This is a genomic window from Heyndrickxia ginsengihumi, assembly GCF_011008565.1.
Lineage (GTDB): Bacteria > Bacillota > Bacilli > Bacillales > Bacillaceae_C > Weizmannia > Weizmannia ginsengihumi.
In genome coordinates this window covers 14,402-30,515 of the sequence record NZ_JAAIWK010000024.1, presented here as the reverse complement: position 1 = coordinate 30,515, position 16,114 = coordinate 14,402, and the positions used below count along the sequence as shown (strand labels likewise).

17 protein-coding genes and 1 other annotated feature are annotated in these 16,114 nt (G+C 36.4%); of the genes, 12 read left to right on the top strand and 5 right to left on the bottom strand.

Annotated elements, in window-relative coordinates:
• Window positions 1–7 precede the first annotated feature (7 nt).
• Together mnmM and mnmL are read right to left on the bottom strand one after the other, a co-directional pair.
• Window positions 8–583, bottom strand: coding sequence for a tRNA 5-(aminomethyl)-2-thiouridylate-methyltransferase MnmM (mnmM, locus tag G4D61_RS13775; RefSeq protein ID WP_025729954.1), 576 nt, complete (start codon window positions 581–583; stop codon window positions 8–10).
• Window positions 580–1,545, bottom strand: coding sequence for a tRNA modification radical SAM protein MnmL/YtqA (mnmL, locus tag G4D61_RS13770; protein WP_025729955.1), 966 nt, complete (start codon window positions 1,543–1,545; stop codon window positions 580–582). The genes mnmM and mnmL overlap by 4 nt, the downstream gene beginning before the upstream one ends.
• 139 nt (window positions 1,546–1,684) lie before the next feature.
• On the opposite strand from mnmL, the gene G4D61_RS13765 reads away from it, so the two are divergent.
• The 6 genes from G4D61_RS13765 to G4D61_RS13740 all read left to right on the top strand — a co-directional run bounded on the left by G4D61_RS13765 (window position 1,685) and on the right by G4D61_RS13740 (window position 6,983).
• The gene (locus G4D61_RS13765; protein WP_025729957.1) at window positions 1,685–1,963 is read left to right on the top strand and encodes a YtzC family protein; all 279 of its coding nucleotides are present in this window, start codon (window positions 1,685–1,687) and stop codon (window positions 1,961–1,963) included.
• 27 nt (window positions 1,964–1,990) lie between these two features.
• Window positions 1,991–2,158 (top strand): hypothetical protein, encoded by a 168-nt coding sequence (locus tag G4D61_RS13760; protein ID WP_025729959.1) that lies wholly within the window; start codon window positions 1,991–1,993, stop codon window positions 2,156–2,158.
• A 185-nt stretch (window positions 2,159–2,343) separates the two neighbouring features.
• Window positions 2,344–3,534 (top strand): MDR family MFS transporter, encoded by a 1,191-nt coding sequence (locus tag G4D61_RS13755; RefSeq protein WP_035353878.1) that lies wholly within the window; start codon window positions 2,344–2,346, stop codon window positions 3,532–3,534.
• 54 nt (window positions 3,535–3,588) lie between these two features.
• Window positions 3,589–3,809 (top strand) — a binding site (T-box leader).
• A gap of 68 nt (window positions 3,810–3,877) precedes the next feature.
• Complete coding sequence (gene leuS, locus G4D61_RS13750) at window positions 3,878–6,292, top strand: leucine--tRNA ligase (protein ID WP_035353875.1); 2,415 nt, start codon at window positions 3,878–3,880, stop codon at window positions 6,290–6,292.
• A gap of 52 nt (window positions 6,293–6,344) precedes the next feature.
• A complete protein-coding gene (locus G4D61_RS13745) occupies window positions 6,345–6,680 on the top strand; it encodes a rhodanese-like domain-containing protein (protein WP_035353873.1) in 336 nt (111 codons plus the stop codon).
• A gap of 117 nt (window positions 6,681–6,797) precedes the next feature.
• Window positions 6,798–6,983 (top strand): sporulation protein Cse60, encoded by a 186-nt coding sequence (locus G4D61_RS13740; protein WP_025729967.1) that lies wholly within the window; start codon window positions 6,798–6,800, stop codon window positions 6,981–6,983.
• 69 nt (window positions 6,984–7,052) lie between these two features.
• Here the strand turns inward: G4D61_RS13740 and G4D61_RS13735 are convergent, their stop codons facing one another.
• Entirely contained in the window at window positions 7,053–8,324 is a 1,272-nt protein-coding gene (locus tag G4D61_RS13735; RefSeq protein WP_025729969.1) for a BaiN/RdsA family NAD(P)/FAD-dependent oxidoreductase, read from the bottom strand.
• 246 nt (window positions 8,325–8,570) lie between these two features.
• On the opposite strand from G4D61_RS13735, the gene G4D61_RS13730 reads away from it, so the two are divergent.
• Complete coding sequence (locus tag G4D61_RS13730; protein ID WP_025729971.1) at window positions 8,571–10,196, top strand: putative polysaccharide biosynthesis protein; 1,626 nt, start codon at window positions 8,571–8,573, stop codon at window positions 10,194–10,196.
• Window positions 10,197–10,343: 147 nt separating this feature from the next.
• Here G4D61_RS13730 and G4D61_RS13725 read toward each other — a convergent pair whose 3' ends face one another.
• A complete protein-coding gene (locus G4D61_RS13725; RefSeq protein WP_155918489.1) occupies window positions 10,344–10,499 on the bottom strand; it encodes a hypothetical protein in 156 nt (51 codons plus the stop codon).
• Between the two features lie 86 nt (window positions 10,500–10,585).
• Here G4D61_RS13725 and G4D61_RS13720 point away from each other — a divergent pair, with 86 nt between their 5' ends.
• Window positions 10,586–11,317 (top strand): pseudouridine synthase, encoded by a 732-nt coding sequence (locus tag G4D61_RS13720; RefSeq protein WP_025729973.1) that lies wholly within the window; start codon window positions 10,586–10,588, stop codon window positions 11,315–11,317.
• A 69-nt stretch (window positions 11,318–11,386) separates the two neighbouring features.
• On the opposite strand, the gene G4D61_RS13715 is transcribed toward G4D61_RS13720, so the two are convergent.
• Window positions 11,387–11,608: a DeoR family transcriptional regulator gene (locus G4D61_RS13715; protein ID WP_025729975.1), complete on the bottom strand. Its 222-nt coding sequence runs from the start codon at window positions 11,606–11,608 to the stop codon at window positions 11,387–11,389.
• Between the two features lie 323 nt (window positions 11,609–11,931).
• Between G4D61_RS13715 and pepV the strand changes: the two genes are divergently transcribed.
• From pepV to G4D61_RS13695, 4 genes are all read left to right on the top strand, one after another.
• The gene (gene pepV / locus G4D61_RS13710; protein ID WP_025729977.1) at window positions 11,932–13,350 is read left to right on the top strand and encodes a dipeptidase PepV; all 1,419 of its coding nucleotides are present in this window, start codon (window positions 11,932–11,934) and stop codon (window positions 13,348–13,350) included.
• Window positions 13,351–13,467: 117 nt separating this feature from the next.
• Window positions 13,468–14,337 carry a D-amino-acid transaminase gene (dat, locus tag G4D61_RS13705; RefSeq protein WP_035353871.1) on the top strand — a complete coding sequence of 290 codons (870 nt, stop codon included), beginning with the start codon at window positions 13,468–13,470 and terminating at the stop codon, window positions 14,335–14,337.
• A gap of 252 nt (window positions 14,338–14,589) precedes the next feature.
• The gene (gene thpR / locus G4D61_RS13700) at window positions 14,590–15,144 is read left to right on the top strand and encodes an RNA 2',3'-cyclic phosphodiesterase (RefSeq protein ID WP_025729981.1); all 555 of its coding nucleotides are present in this window, start codon (window positions 14,590–14,592) and stop codon (window positions 15,142–15,144) included.
• 17 nt (window positions 15,145–15,161) lie between these two features.
• A complete protein-coding gene (locus tag G4D61_RS13695) occupies window positions 15,162–16,112 on the top strand; it encodes an NERD domain-containing protein (protein WP_025729983.1) in 951 nt (316 codons plus the stop codon).
• The last annotated feature ends 2 nt before the right edge of the window (window positions 16,113–16,114 follow it).

Below are 16,114 nucleotides of genomic sequence, written 5' to 3'. Positions count from 1 at the left end.
TTTTAGTCTATTTTCTTTTTTCTATTGCAATGACAAATGGAGGGTTATTTTTTTGATTAATAAATCCATACTGAAGAACATGAGCAACTTGCTGATCCAAATGTTGAACGTATTCTAAAACTTGTTCTTTCTCGATAACGCCCTCTTCATGACCGTGATAAACGACAAGTACGATAATACCTCCAGCTTGCATCATTTGTAAAATTTGTTCAATCGCCATAATTGTTGTATTTGGCTTTGTCGTAATGTTTTTATCACTATGAGGTAAATACCCGAGATTAAATATAGCTCCAGTGATAGTACTATGAGCTGTTTCTGGAATAGAGTCGAGTATTGTTTCATGACCTTTATGAAAAAGTGTTACTCGATGATCTACTTTCTCCGCCTGTAACCGCTTTGTTGTGTTTTGAATGGCGGTTTCTTGAACATCGAAGCCGAAAACATGTCCCGACTCACCGACTAATTTGGCTAGAAATACGGTATCATGCCCATTTCCAACTGTAGCATCAATGACAGAATCTCCTTCTGAAACAGCTTTGTTGATTAAAGAATGGGCAAAGGAGAGAATCGGTTGCATATTCATTGAGAAGCCGCCTCCAATCGCTTATAAAATTTTCCTTGCCAACTATTTCTTCTTTTTAGTTCATGATCAATTGAATTGAGCACTTTCCATTTGTCTACGCTCCACATTGGCCCTACCATTAAATGAATCGGGCCATCTCCTGTAATACGATGAATGATCATTTCAGGTGGTAAAATTTCTAATTGGTCACATACTAACTGTACATAGTCCTCAAAGCTTAGAAATTTTAACATTCCTTTTTCGTATTGTTTGACCATCGGCGTTCCCTTTAACAAATGAAGAAGATGAATTTTGATCCCTTGTACATCCATCTGTGCAACGGTACGGGCAGTTTCCATCATCATGCTAGCGTCTTCTAATGGAAGCCCATTAATTATATGGGTACAAACCCGAATGCCGTGTTTACGAAGTTTATTTACGCCTTCTATGTAGCATTGCAAATCATGTGCACGATTAATGATTTCGGATGTATGCTCATGTATCGTTTGCAAACCGAGTTCAACCCATAGATATGTTCTTTCATTTAGTTCAGCTAAATACTCCACGACATCATCAGGTAAACAATCTGGTCTTGTTGCAATCGAAAGCCCGACAACTCCCTCTTGTTTGAGGACGGCTTCATATTTTTCTCTTAATACAGAAACAGGTGCATGCGTGTTTGTAAAAGCTTGAAAATACGCCATATATTTTCCACTTTTCCACTTGTGATGCATTTTTTCTTTAATTTCATTAAATTGCGTTTCCAAATCATCCGTACGATTTCCAGCAAAATCTCCTGAGCCGGCAGCACTACAAAACGTACAGCCGCCATATGCTACTGTACCGTCGCGGTTTGGACAATCGAAGCCGCCATCAAGTGCAATTTTAAATACTTTATGTCCAAAATGATTTCTTAAATGATAATTCCATGTATGATAACGTTTATCATCGCTTGCATAGATAAACGGATTTTCATCAGCCATATCCACTGTCCTCCTCATTAAACTACTTGAATTTTAACATGAAATGTATATTCGTAAAAGAAAGCGTATTTGAATGTATTAACTCACATAAGGACAAACTAACATGGAAGCGTAGCTTCGATGAAAAGGGGGATTGCAAATGGCTACAAGAGAATCTGTAGGAAATTGCATTCGAAAATGCGAAGAAGCAATGGAATATGCACGTGAACAATTTAAAGAAGGAAATCTCCAAGGAAATTACAATTCATTTGACTATACAGAGGCATTGCGAAAATTGGAACAATCTTATAATGAATTAGAGAAACTGAAATTAAGTGCAAATGCACAGCAACGTGAGGAGCTTGATAGAGCCCGGTTAGAGCTCCAGCAATTGCAAAACCAAATCATTTTGCAAGATACTGAAACGTTCACATATTAACTTATACATTGGGGAGTTTGATGATAAATGGTTAGAAAAAGATCAAAGCAACAAAATCCTAAACAAAAAACAGGTATTCATCATCAAGAACTTGAAGCCGGCCAAGAACATGATCCGGTCAAAGAATTAAAAAAGAACAATCTTAAAAAGAACCAAGCAACTAAGTCAATTCAGCATATTGAAAAACCGGATTGATATGGAAAACTGAGGATGTCCCAAGTATCGGGGCGTCCTTATTTATTTGCTGTATTTTCAGGGAGAAATTGGCGCAATATTTATATTTTTTATTTCGTGAATTTAATACTTGCGGCAAAAAGGAAAAACACATAAAATGCTCTTGAAAACATAATAATTTTTGGATTGGAAAGGGAGCGTTATAATTGCCAAGGACCGTTTGGCTGTTGGTTATAGGAATGGCAGTTAATATTACTGGCTCTTCTTTTTTATGGCCGTTAAATTCTATTTACATTCATGATCATCTAGGGAAGTCACTTTCCATCGCAGGATTTGTGTTAATGCTTAATTCATTTGCAAGTGTTATTGGGAGTTTAATTGGTGGATACTTGCATGATAAAATTGGCGGATACCGTTCTGTCTTGCTTGGTATTGCGATCACCGTCTGTGCTTTAATAGGGTTAACATTGCGACATGAATGGCCTTACTATGTTGTTTTTCTAGGTATTGTAGGACTAGGTTCCGGTATAATTGGGCCTGCCATGTATGCGATGACTGCAGCTGCTTGGAAAAATGGAGGGAGAAAGGCCTTTAATGCTATTTATGTTGCCCAAAATGTTGGGGTGGCTGTTGGATCAGGGCTAGGAGGAGCTATTGCTTCTTACTCTTTTGATTTTATCTTTTTAGCGAATTTATGTATGTTTCTATTATTTATGGTAATTGCTTTATTTGGATATAAAAATATCTCAGAAAAACAATCTGTTCATTCAAATCGGATAAAGGCATCTAAACCGGTTTATAATCGTTCACATATTATGGCCTTAACGATTTTATGTACAGCGTATCTGTTGGCATGGATTTCGTACGTCCAATGGCAAGCAACAATCTCTTCATATACACAAGTACTTCATATTACATTAAATCAATACAGTTTATTATGGACATTAAATGGAGCCATTATTGTATTAGGACAGCCGCTTTTAATCCCAATGTTAAAAAAATATTTAACAAGTGTAAAGTTACAAATATTAGTAGGAATTGTTATTTTTACCATTTCATTTATATGTGCCAGCTTTGCCGATCGTTTTAGCGGTTTTATCGCCGCTATGGTTATTTTAACAATTGGTGAAATGCTTGTATGGCCAGCTGTTCCAACCATTGCCAGTCAGCTCGCGCCGAGCGGAAGAGATGGCTTTTATCAAGGAGTTGTCAATAGCGTTGCAACAGCAGGAAGGATGATCGGTCCTGTAGTTGGCGGAGTGCTTGTTGATGCTTTCGGCATGAAAATGCTTTTTGTCGTTTTGATTGTATTACTCATGATTAGTTTCATATTCGCCTCTCTTTATAATCGCCCGTTACAAAAAAGCGAAAAACAAGCCGCTACTACGAGAAATTAATATATTGAAACGGTGTATAAATTTCTGTACAATAGTAAATAAATTGAATAAATAGACGAGACGTTGATAAGGAGTAGTAGTGGTTTAGCTGAAATAAGAGAATTGGCGGTTGCTGCAAGCCAATCAGTAACATCACGAACTCGCCTTTGAGTTGCAAATATGAGTGAAACATTTTCATAGTATTTGCCGTGTTCCGCGATAAGGATAAATGAGTGAGTGCTTGCACTAATCTGGGTGGTACCGCGGGAGATATAATATAGCCTCTCGTCCCATATTTGGGATGAGGGCTTTTTGCATTTTTACATATTCAATCATGTATAGACATAATAAAGGAGGATGTTTGATGAGCTTTAACCATCGCGAAATAGAAAAAAAGTGGCAAACGTTTTGGGAAAAGAACAAAACGTTTAAAGTGCAAGAGGATACAGATAAACCAAAATTCTATGCTTTAGATATGTTCCCTTATCCTTCAGGTGCTGGACTTCATGTAGGTCATCCTGAGGGCTATACAGCAACAGATATATTGTCAAGAATGAAAAGGATGCAAGGATATAATGTACTGCACCCAATTGGTTGGGATGCATTCGGTCTCCCTGCCGAACAATATGCATTAGATACTGGAAATGATCCAGCTGTTTTTACAGAGAAAAACATTAATACTTTTCGCAGACAAATTAAATCTTTAGGATTTTCTTATGATTGGGATCGCGAGGTAAATACGACGAAGCCTGATTATTATAAGTGGACGCAATGGATTTTTCTTAAATTATATGAAAAGGGATTAGCGTATGTTGATGAAGTACCTGTTAACTGGTGTCCAGCGCTTGGAACAGTACTTGCAAATGAAGAAGTAATTGATGGTAAAAGTGAACGTGGAGGTCACCCGGTTGAACGCCGTCCGATGCGCCAATGGATGCTGAAAATTACAGCGTATGCGGATCGTTTGTTAGAAGATTTAGAGGATCTCGATTGGCCCGAAAGTATTAAAGACATGCAACGTAATTGGATTGGCCGTTCAGAAGGTGCTGAGGTAACATTCCAAATTGAAGGTAATGATGGAACGTTTACAGTTTTTACTACACGTCCTGACACACTATTTGGTGCTACTTATGCTGTTTTAGCACCTGAGCATCCACTTGTTGAAAAGATTACAACAGCTGCACAACATGATGCCGTCTCTCATTATTTAGATCAAATCAAATCAAAAAGTGATCTTGAACGGACAGATCTTGCCAAAGAAAAAACCGGGGTATTTACAGGTGCATATGCAATTAATCCGGTAAATGGCGAAAAAATGCCAATTTGGATTGCTGACTACGTATTAATGAGCTATGGTACTGGTGCCATCATGGCGGTACCTGCGCATGATGAACGTGACTTTGAATTTGCGAAAAAATTCCAATTGCCGATTAAAGAAGTAGTAGCTGGCGGTAATGTAGAAGAAGAAGCATTTACAGGTGATGGTGTACATGTAAACTCAGGATTTTTGGATGGTCTTGATAAATCAACTGCCATCGCTAATATGATTAAATGGCTTGAGGAAAAAGGCATCGGTCAAAAGAAAACAACATATCGTTTACGTGATTGGTTATTTAGCCGTCAACGCTATTGGGGTGAACCAATTCCAGTCATCCATTGGGAAGATGGGACAACAACAGCTGTACCTGACGAAGAATTGCCGCTTACACTTCCGAAAACGACAGAAATAAAACCATCAGGTACTGGTGAATCACCGCTTGCTAATATTGAAGATTGGGTAAATGTAGTTGACCCTGCAACGGGCAAAAAAGGACGCCGTGAAACAAATACAATGCCACAATGGGCTGGAAGCTGCTGGTACTTCTTGCGCTACGTAGATCCGCATAATGAAGAAGCGTTAGCTGACTTTGAAAAACTAAAAAAATGGCTGCCAGTAGATGTTTATATTGGCGGGGCTGAGCATGCAGTCTTACACTTATTATACGCTCGTTTTTGGCATAAGTTTTTATACGATATCGGCGTTGTTCCAACAAAAGAGCCATTCCAAAAGCTATTTAACCAAGGGATGATTCTTGGAGAAAATAACGAAAAAATGAGTAAATCTAAAGGAAATGTTGTAAATCCTGATGAGATCGTAGAAACTCATGGTGCAGATACTTTACGTCTTTATGAAATGTTTATGGGACCGCTTGATGCATCTATTGCATGGTCTACAAATGGTTTAGATGGATCAAGACGTTTCTTAGACCGTATATGGCGCTTATTTGTAGACGATAACGGTGAATTATCAAGTAAAATCCAAGATCAGCCGAATCGTGCCCTTGAAAAAGTGTACCATCAAACGGTGAAAAAAGTGACCGAAGACCTTGAAGCCCTCCATTTCAATACGGCTATTTCACAAATGATGGTATTCATTAATGAAGCATACAAAGCAGAAATACTTCCGAAAGAGTACGCAGAAGGTTTCATTAAGATGATCGCTCCAATTTGTCCACATATCTCTGAGGAGCTATGGCAAAAAATGGGCCACGATAATACGATCACATATGAAGCATGGCCAAGCTTTGATGAAACAAAATTAGTAGATGATCAAGTAGAAATCGTTCTGCAAGTTAATGGAAAAGTAAGAAATAAAATACAAGTTGATCGCAATGTAGATCGTACTAAGCTTGAACATATTGCTTTAGCAGATGACAAGGTGAAAGAATATGTAGATGGAAAGACGATTCGAAAAGTAATTGCCATCCCAGGAAAATTAGTTAATATCGTGGCAAATTAATGCACGGCTGGCTACTTTGAAATCATTCCGTCAATGGAAGGAGAATGAATAGATGGGGAATATTAAAGCCATTACAACAGATGAGTTGGAACAAAAATTAAAAAGCGGTGAAACGATTCATCTTGTAGATGTCCGTGAAGAAGAAGAAGTGCAAGAAGGAATGATTCCTCAAGCAAAGCATATTCCGATGGGGGAAATTCCAGAGGCTCTTGATCAATTTAAACAAGATGAGGAATATACATTTATTTGCCGTTCAGGTCAAAGAAGTATGCGAGTTTGTCAATTTATGAAAGATCAAGGTTATACCGTATGCAATGTTACCGGCGGAATGCTGAATTGGAAAGGTGAAGCTATTCCAAAAGAAGACATCCAAAATAATGGAATATAAGTGATGAAGGAAAAAGCTGGATAACTGCTCCTAGAGCAGTTATCCAGCTTTTTCTATTTTGTAGTTTAGAAACGAGGAAAACTGTTCAGAATATTAATAAAAAAGGGAGGGGAAAACATGGTCCAAGTAAAAGTGTTTGATTGTGAACATGAAAAAGATTTGGAAGAAAGTATGAATAAATTTCTCCAAAAAATAGATGAAAAAAATATACTAGATATTAAATATAATGTAGCGGCGATGGTGGAATTAGATGAGGATGAGCAAATTTATTGTTTTAGTGCCATGATTTTATATCGGAAATAAGAAAAAACTGACACTGCCTCTAGAAAACTGTCAATCAGCAAATAATAGGCAGCATCAGTTTAAAAATCATTATGATAAATGGGAGGCATATTCACTGGCACTTATCCCAGCGAGTCTCCCTGTAACAAGCGCCGAAGTGATGTTATACCCGCCAGTATAGCCATAAATGTCTAAAATCTCACCACAGAAATATAGACCTGGCATTAATTTAGAACCCATTGTTTTTGGATCAATTTCTTTGATTGAGACTCCGCCACCTGTTACAAATGCTTTTTCTAATGATAATGTTCCATTTACTTTAAATTGAAAATGCTTTATATTTTCTGCCAGAATGCGAATTCTTTCCTGAGAAATGGTCGCGCTTTGGGCATTTCCGTCAATATCACTTTTTTCTAACAGAAATAGTAAATATCGTTCTGGAAGAAATCCCTTTAGGCAATTTTTTATTGCTTTTTTTGGTTCGGCTTTAAGGACTTTTATGATTTTTTGTTTAACCTCTTCTTCATTCATACTTGGAATTGCGTCAATGGACATCGTAACATGAGTAAGATTCCATTTTTTCTTTGCCTTTACGACAAATTGACTGCAGCGCAATACAGCCGGGCCACTAATGCCAAAATGTGTAAAAAGCATGTCCATTTGATGCGTAATTAACGGTTTTCCTTTCGGATTTAGAACACTTACAGCTACATCCCGTAATGCTAATCCTTGTAGCACTTTGTTTTGAATAAAGCTTTCATCACTTGTAATAGGAACTTCTGTTGGAAAGAGCTCAGAAATTGTGTGGCCCGCTTTCTTTGCCCATGGATAGCCATCTCCAGTTGATCCTGTTTGCGGAACAGATTTTCCACCAACTGCAACAATCACCGCTTTTGCTGCGATCTTTTCTCCATTTTTAAGAATGATTCCGCTTGCACGGTGACCTTCATATAAAATGGTTTCAACAGGACAGTTTGTTTTAATCGTTACCTTTAGTTCCTTTAATCTATCTAATAATGCATCAACAACAGATTGTGCTTTATTGGAAACGGGAAACATACGGCCGTGATCTTCTTCTTTTAATTGAACGCCGAGTTTTTCAAAAAATGCAATAATATCTTCATTGTTAAAAATTGAAAAGGCGCTGTAAAGAAACCGTCCATTACCCGGAATATTTTTTACGATTTCTTCAATTGGCAGCCGATTTGTGACATTACAGCGTCCACCGCCAGAGATGGCCAGTTTTCTGCCAAGTTTATTTCCTTTATCAACAAGCAAGACGTGGCGATTGCTTTCTCCGGCAGCAATTGCTGCCATTAATCCTGCTGGACCGCCGCCAATGATAACTACATCATAATTCATATACGTACCTCATTTTATTAAATGTTTGTCCACATTATTGTATATGTTATTTCAATTTTTGCCAAAGTCTTTTTTTCCTAGTCGTTCCTAAAGGAAATTCACAAAATGTCTATTTATTTTGCTTATAATTTTCTTCGATTTTAAAAAAAAAATTGTCATCTCTTGTCGTTCGGGTTACACTACATTATAGTGCGTAAACTCGTTCGATATATTTAAAAGTTATATTTTTAAGCAGGAAGGGATTTTATGTCTTCAAATTTGTTGCGTGGTACGTTTATTTTAACGTTAGGAACGATTATCTCGAAAGTAATAGGATTGTTTTATGTCATTCCTTTTGATGCAATAGTTGGTGGCTCTGGGCCAGAAGCACTCTACCAATTTGGCTATGTTCCTTATAATATTTTTATCAGTATTTCGACTGCAGGTGTGCCTTTAGCTGTCGCTAAATATGTTGCAAAATATAATGCGCTGGAAGAATATGCCGTTAGCCGGAAGTTATTTAGGACGAGCGTTTGGTTAATGTTAATTACAGGATTTGTTAGCTTTTTAGCGATGTATATTTTTGCTCCATATTTTACAGATATTGTTATGGCGGGGAAAGAGGATGCTCAAACTTTTGATAAGGCGGATGTGACTGCAGTTATCCGGGCTGTAAGTTATGCGTTGATCATTATCCCAGTCATGAGTTTAATTAGAGGATTTTTTCAAGGGCATCAATCAATGGGACCATCAGCTGTTTCACAAGTTATTGAACAGATTGTACGGATCATTTTTATGCTAATAGGTGCATATGTCATTTTACATATACTGCATGGCAGTATTGTATCGGCAATTAGCGCTGCCACTTTTGCCGCATTTGTAGGCGGAATCGCAAGCTTAGGGATTTTGATTTGGTATTGGTTTAAGCGTAAATCACATTTAGATGCGTTGTTGCTTCATGATAAAGGTACGATGCAAGTTTCAGTTTTTCGTTTATATAAAGAAATCATTGTTTCAGCTTTACCATTTGTTTTTGTTGGCATAGCGAACTCACTTTATCAGATGATTGACCAACTAACGGTGAAACGCGGAATGGAAGCTATAGACTTAGGAAAAGTGTGGGAGACGCAGCTTGGGATATTGAATTTCCAATCGCATAAGCTTGTCATTATTCCTGTATCATTGGCAACAGCCTTTTCCATGACACTTGTGCCAATGATTACGGAAGCATTTGCAAAGGGCAATAAACAAACATTGACAAGATCTGTTGACCAAACTCTTCAAGTATTATTATTTATTACAGTTCCTGCCGCATTAGGGATGTCTGAACTGGCAAGACCAATTTTTTCTATTTTTTATAATGTTGATAACAGTATTTCCACAAGTGTATTAATGAACTATGCACCTGTAGCCATTCTTTTTTCACTTTATTCTGTGACTGCCGCTATTTTACAAGGAATCAATGAACAAAGATTTACGATTTTAAGTCTCTTAGTTGGATTATTATTAAAGTTAAGCCTAAATATCCCGCTTATAAAGATGTATCAAATTAACGGGGCTGTGTATGCAACAGCAATTGGTTATTCCGCATCCATTTTAATCAGTCTCGTTGTGATTAAAATATTTGCTGACTATTCCTTTAAAACTGTATTGAGGAGAACACTTCTCATTATGATGATAAATGTGATGATGCTTGTAGCTGTATGGATTGTTTATAAAGGACTAACGATTTTCCTTTCGCCTTCTTCAAGAATTCAAGCATTAATGATTGTAATGATATGCGGCATAGTAGGAGCAACTGTATATGGTTATCTAGGATTGCGTACGCGCCTTGCAGATAAGTTATTTGGAACCCGTATTGAACGACTAAAAAGAAAACTTCATATGAATTAACAATGGTAATTATAAATGACTGTTTGTGTATTTAAGCTCTATCCCATGAATATAGAAATGAATGTTATATAGTCAATTCGGGGAATAGAGCTTATTTCATGTATGCTTCAATCATTATGATCGTTTATTTGAGTGATTTCACGAGCTTTAGCATTTTCTCCATTGCTGTTGTTGATATTGGATGTAATGCTCAATTTGTGTAACTCTGCGATATAGTTGATTTAAACGTTTGTCTAGAATATCAATTTTTCTATTAATTTCTTGTAATGCAGCAGTATCAATACTAGGATTTTGCTCTTGCAATTTTTTCACTCCTATTCAATATGATAATTAGCCTATGCAATTTACACGAGAATGAATGGGCATGATGCAAAAAAGAGGTGAACAATATGCGACTAGATAAATTTTTAGCAAATACTGGATTTGGCAGTCGGAAGGACGTTAAAAAGCTGTTAAAAACTGGCTTTGTTACCGTAAATGGACAAGCAGTCAAAGATGCACAGCATCATCTTGACTTGGAGGCTGACAAAGTTGAGGTTCGGGGAGAACTAGTTGAGTATAGGGAATATATTTATTTGTTAATGAATAAACCGGCGGGTGTCATTTCCGCCACAGAAGATGATCGTGATCAAACTGTAGTTGATTTATTGGCACCTTATCATCAACGTTTTAATCCATTTCCCGTAGGACGATTAGATAAGGATACGGAAGGTTTGTTGCTGTTAACAAATGATGGTCAACTTGCACATCAATTATTGTCGCCAAAAAAACATGTAGAGAAGACATACTTTGCAAGTATAGATGGTGAAGTAACAAATGAAGATATTCAAGCATTTAAATATGGTGTTTTGTTAGACGATGGTTATCAGACAAAACCAGGGAAGCTTGTTATTTTAAAGGCTGGAAAAACGTCTGAAATTCATTTAACAATCACCGAAGGAAAATTCCACCAAGTTAAACGAATGTTTGCATCGGTTGGCAAGAAGGTCATCTACTTAAAAAGAATATCAATGGGTCCCATTCATTTAGATGAAACATTGCCATTAGGAGAATATCGGGAGTTAACAATGGATGAAATTGATTTACTAAAATCCCATCATTTTCTTAATAAAGGAGAATAGCATGTTAAAAGCGGCTGCTGAATCCATCAGTTAGCCGCTTTTCATATTCCAGTTATATAATTTTAATGTTTAAGATGACACCCTAACCTTTTTTTCTGTTGTTGTCCAATAACCTCTGTGAGTACTTTTGACTAAGTCGTTATATGCTAACACATTCAAATCTCTTTGAATGGTGCGAGGAGTGATGCCGAACTCATCTACAAGTTCTTGGGTCGTCACTGTCCCTTTTTCTTTAATAAACACGTAGATTGATTTAATTCGAGTTAGCATGCGATTTGTTGAAGGTTTCAAAAAACCACTCCCTCATCTTTTTTCCAAAGACAAAGACTACAGACAGCAATATGACATTGAAATACTATTCAATGTATCTAATATTCACCTTTTACCGATCAGACAACTCCTTTACTAAAATTATACTTTTTTTCTAAGATGTCAGACAATTACATTGTACATCTTTTTCATAAAAGAGACAAATTTTTTTGTTTACTTTTTTATTACCAAAATATGAACAAGTCAACAATTATATGCACGGTTATAGCCTAAATATTTATTTAAAAATAGGAAAAGGGTAAAATAGAAACAATGAAGTCATACATAGAAAAGGAGAACGTAAAATGAGCAATATACAATGGATGGATGAAGTATTAAAAAGAAAAGAAGATTTAATCAAAGATTTACAAGGGCTTTTGCAAATTAAAAGTGTTTTAGATGAAGAACACGCCACAGATAATGCTCCTTTAGGAAAAGGTGTTAAAGATGCATTACAATATGTACTTAATTTAGGGAAAAGAGATGGATTTAAGGACAAAAATGTTGGAAATTTAGCTGGTCATCTTGAAATGGGTACAGGAAGTGAATTAGTAGGGGTACTTGGTCATGTAGATGTTGTGCCGGAAGGTGACGGCTGGAGTGTAGATCCATATAAAGGCATCGTGAAGGATGGGAGAATTTATGCTCGTGGTTCTAGCGATGATAAAGGACCGACGATGGCTGCTTATTATGGTATGAAAATTGTAAAAGAATTAGGAGTTCCTTTAGAAAAAAGAGTCCGTTTAATTATTGGAACAGATGAAGAAAGCGATTGGAGATGTGTAGATCATTACTTTGAGCATGAAGAAATGCCAACAATGGCATTTGTGCCGGATGCAGATTTTCCAATCATTTATGCCGAAAAAGGCATCGCAGATTTTGATCTTATTCAAAAGCCACAGCAAGGAAATAATGCAGAGGCCGGCAATGAACTCCTTTCTTTTCAGTCAGGTCGTCGTTATAATATGGTACCTGATTTTGCTAAGGCAGCACTATCAATTGAGGGAGATCCAACGATATTAGTACAACAATATCATGATTTTCTAAATGAGCACCATGTCAAAGGGGAAGAGTATATCGACAATGGGAAATTAATTTTAACATTAGAAGGAAAATCTGCTCATGGTGCAGAACCGCGTAATGGAACAAGTGCAGGTTTATATTTAGCAAAATTTTTGAACTCCCTATCTTTAGATCTAGCTGGGCATAAATTCGTCAGTACAATTTTTGAGTATTTCTTTGACAGATCTCGCGGAGAAGCATTTGGAATTCAATATCATGATGAGATAACAGGAGATCTAACGATCAATGTGGGGATTATGGAATATGACAAAGTCGATGGTGGCCGCATAGGATTAAACATGCGATATCCTGTAACTTTTGAAATTTTTGAAGGAAAAAATCAAATTGAGTCGAAATTAAAAGAAGATGGTTTGATTCTTCAAAACTTTTCGAATTCTAAACCACATCATGTAGATAAAAATGATCCACTTATAAAAACATTACAAAAAGTATATGAAGAGCAAACTGGTGAAAAAGCAGAACTATTATCTACTGGAGGCGGTACGTATGCGCGTTCATTAAAAAGAGGGGTTGCGTTTGGAGCTCTTTTCCCAGGGCGTGAAGATGTGATGCATCAAAAAGACGAATATATGTATGTAGAAGATTTGCTAAAGGCTACTGCCATTTACGCACAAGCGATCTATGAATTGGCAACAAAATAAAATATAGTTTGTGTGAACTGTAAGCTCTGTGATGTGTCATGTATTGTTAATTCATATGTGTAGGCACTAACAATAAACGGAGTTATTGTTCAAGATAATTGTAAAGGGGAAGGAATCATGGAGAAGTTTATTTTAAATGGAAAATTAGTTGATCGAAGTGAAGGTTATGTAGATGTAGAAGATCGCGGTTATCAATTTGGCGATGGCATTTACGAAGTTGTGAGGGTATATAATGGCCAGCTATTCACAAATAAAGAGCACCTAGATAGACTTTACTTAAGTGCTGAAAAACTTTCATTACAAATTCCTTATTCTGCTGAAGAACTTACTAAACAGTTACAAGAATTGGTTACTGTTAATCAATTAAATACAGGAATCATCTATATGCAATTTACCCGTGGTACAGCGCCAAGGAAACACCAGTTTCCTGAGACAAGCCATTTAACCTTTGTGGCATATACAAATGAAGTAGAAAGACCGATTGATCACTTTGAAAAAGGCGTTTCTGCAATATTGGTCGATGACATTAGGTGGTTACGATGCGATATTAAAAGTTTGAATTTATTAGGAAATGTTTTAGCGAAGCAGCAGGCTGCTGAAAAAGGTTGCTACGAAGCTATACAACATCGAGGAGAGATCGTGACAGAAGGGTCGTCTTCAAATATTTTTATTGTTAAAAATAATGAGTTGTTGACGCATCCGGCAACGAATCTAATTCTTAAAGGAATTACACGCCAAGTTATTTTGAAAATTTGTGATGAACACCAAATTGCTTATCGTGAAGAAACATTTACAATTGATGACTTGCTGCATGCTGATGAAGTTTTTATGTCGAGCACTACATCTGAAGTAACGCCTATTATTCAAGTCGATCAACAAAAAATTGGAAACGGAACGCCGGGAGCGTTAACAAGACAAATTCAAAAATATTTTGATCAAGAAATTGAAAAACAAACGAAACAAGTAGAAACTACTACGGAGAAATAAGTTTAACAAGCAGGCTAGTCATGAAAGACAGCCTGCTTTTTTATTTCAATAAAAGGCTAAAAATGTAAACCTAGAAAATGTTGGTCTTAAATAAATCCATTCATTTTCTATAAAGTTGAGATTGGAAAAAAGGTGCAAGCATCCTGAAGCGGAAATCCGCTACTTTTTTAATAGGAAAAATAATTATGTCATATAGTTGGCTCGTTTTTGTTAAAATAAGGAATGAGAAATGAATTGAATAGGAGAAGAACGATGTCAAATCATTATTTCTTAGCAGCATTATTGCCAAATGAGATGAAAAAATCACTGTGGCAAGTAACACAGCAAATGCAACAGGAATTGAATTTTAAAAGCTGGGTATATAAGGAAGACTACCATATTACACTTGCTTTTTTAGGAGAGGCTTCACAAGAACAGCTGGAGCAGGTGAATACCGATATACTACATGATATCAAAAGGATCCCTTCGTTTACACTTAAAATTGATCATTTCGGTACTTTTGGAAATAGTAATAAACCGCGAATTTTATGGGCTGGAATCGAGCAAAGTCATGAGTTAATGGAACTGCAAAAAATGATTTATCATCATTGCCTTCGTGCAGGTTTCCAATTAGATCGAAGACCATTTAACCCACATATTACATTAGCAAGAAAATGGAGGGACGAGAAAGCCTTCCAGCAAGATGTACTGTCTACTTATAGGACAGATACCCAACAGTCATTTATAATTGAGCAAGCTGTATTATATCAAACACATCTTGATCAATTACCAAAGTATGAAGTGAAAAAACAATTTGTTTTAGGTTAAAAGAAAGAGGAAGTAAAATGGGACAGCTGATTAAAGTTCAAGATTTTATCTCTCGTTATGAAGTCGATTTAAACCGTTACACAAACCAGTTTGTTCGCTTGAAAAAGCAGCAGTGGCAGCTATTAAAATTGAACTGGCAAAATAAAGAGTTTATTCAAGCTGTGGATGAAGCGGAATATGTTGAGAATGAATCTGTTTTAAAGAAAGTGAAAAATTGGTTTAAAAAACGAGATGACCACCCGTATGAAGAAGAGGATGAAAAAACATCAATCGATTCATCATTCGAATTTTCCCCGCAGCTTAAATATTATCCAGACACAGAGGAACAGTTAAAGCAAGTTTTTTTAGATCAATTGTTAAAGTTTCAGCTTCGTTGGGCAAGCTCAACATTGCAGTATATGTCTGACGTACCAGCTAATATGTATTTTGATGAGAAATTAAAATATTTTTTGCAGCGCTTTCCTGATACGTTTTTATTAATGTATAAACCTGTCTTTACGTTTAAAAAAGCTTCAATAGAAATGGATGTGATATTGATATCCCCGTTAAGAATTTGGTGCCTTACTTTTCTTGAGGAAGAAAAGGATGCTGTCTTCATCGGTTCAAAAGAGCATTTTTGGCAAAAACGCTATCAGCACGGAGAGAAAAAAATATTAAGTCCAATGATTGCATTAGGGAGAATGGAGAAAATTATTAAACAAATGTTTGCTCTTCATCATGTAACACTGCCGATTTCAAAAGGGATCATTTCTCGAAATGGATATATTGATTATCCTGATCAGCCGAATGATTTACATATCCTTTCCAAAAGAGAGCATGATTTATGGTTTGAGGAGCAGAGGCATTTAAGTACACCGTTAAAGCATATGCAATTAAGGGCAGCACAAGTATTATTAAATTATTCGGAGTCAAACGGTGTTTTGCGACACGATTACGAAGAGCAAATTGAGAATCTTGATGAGGAGTAGCA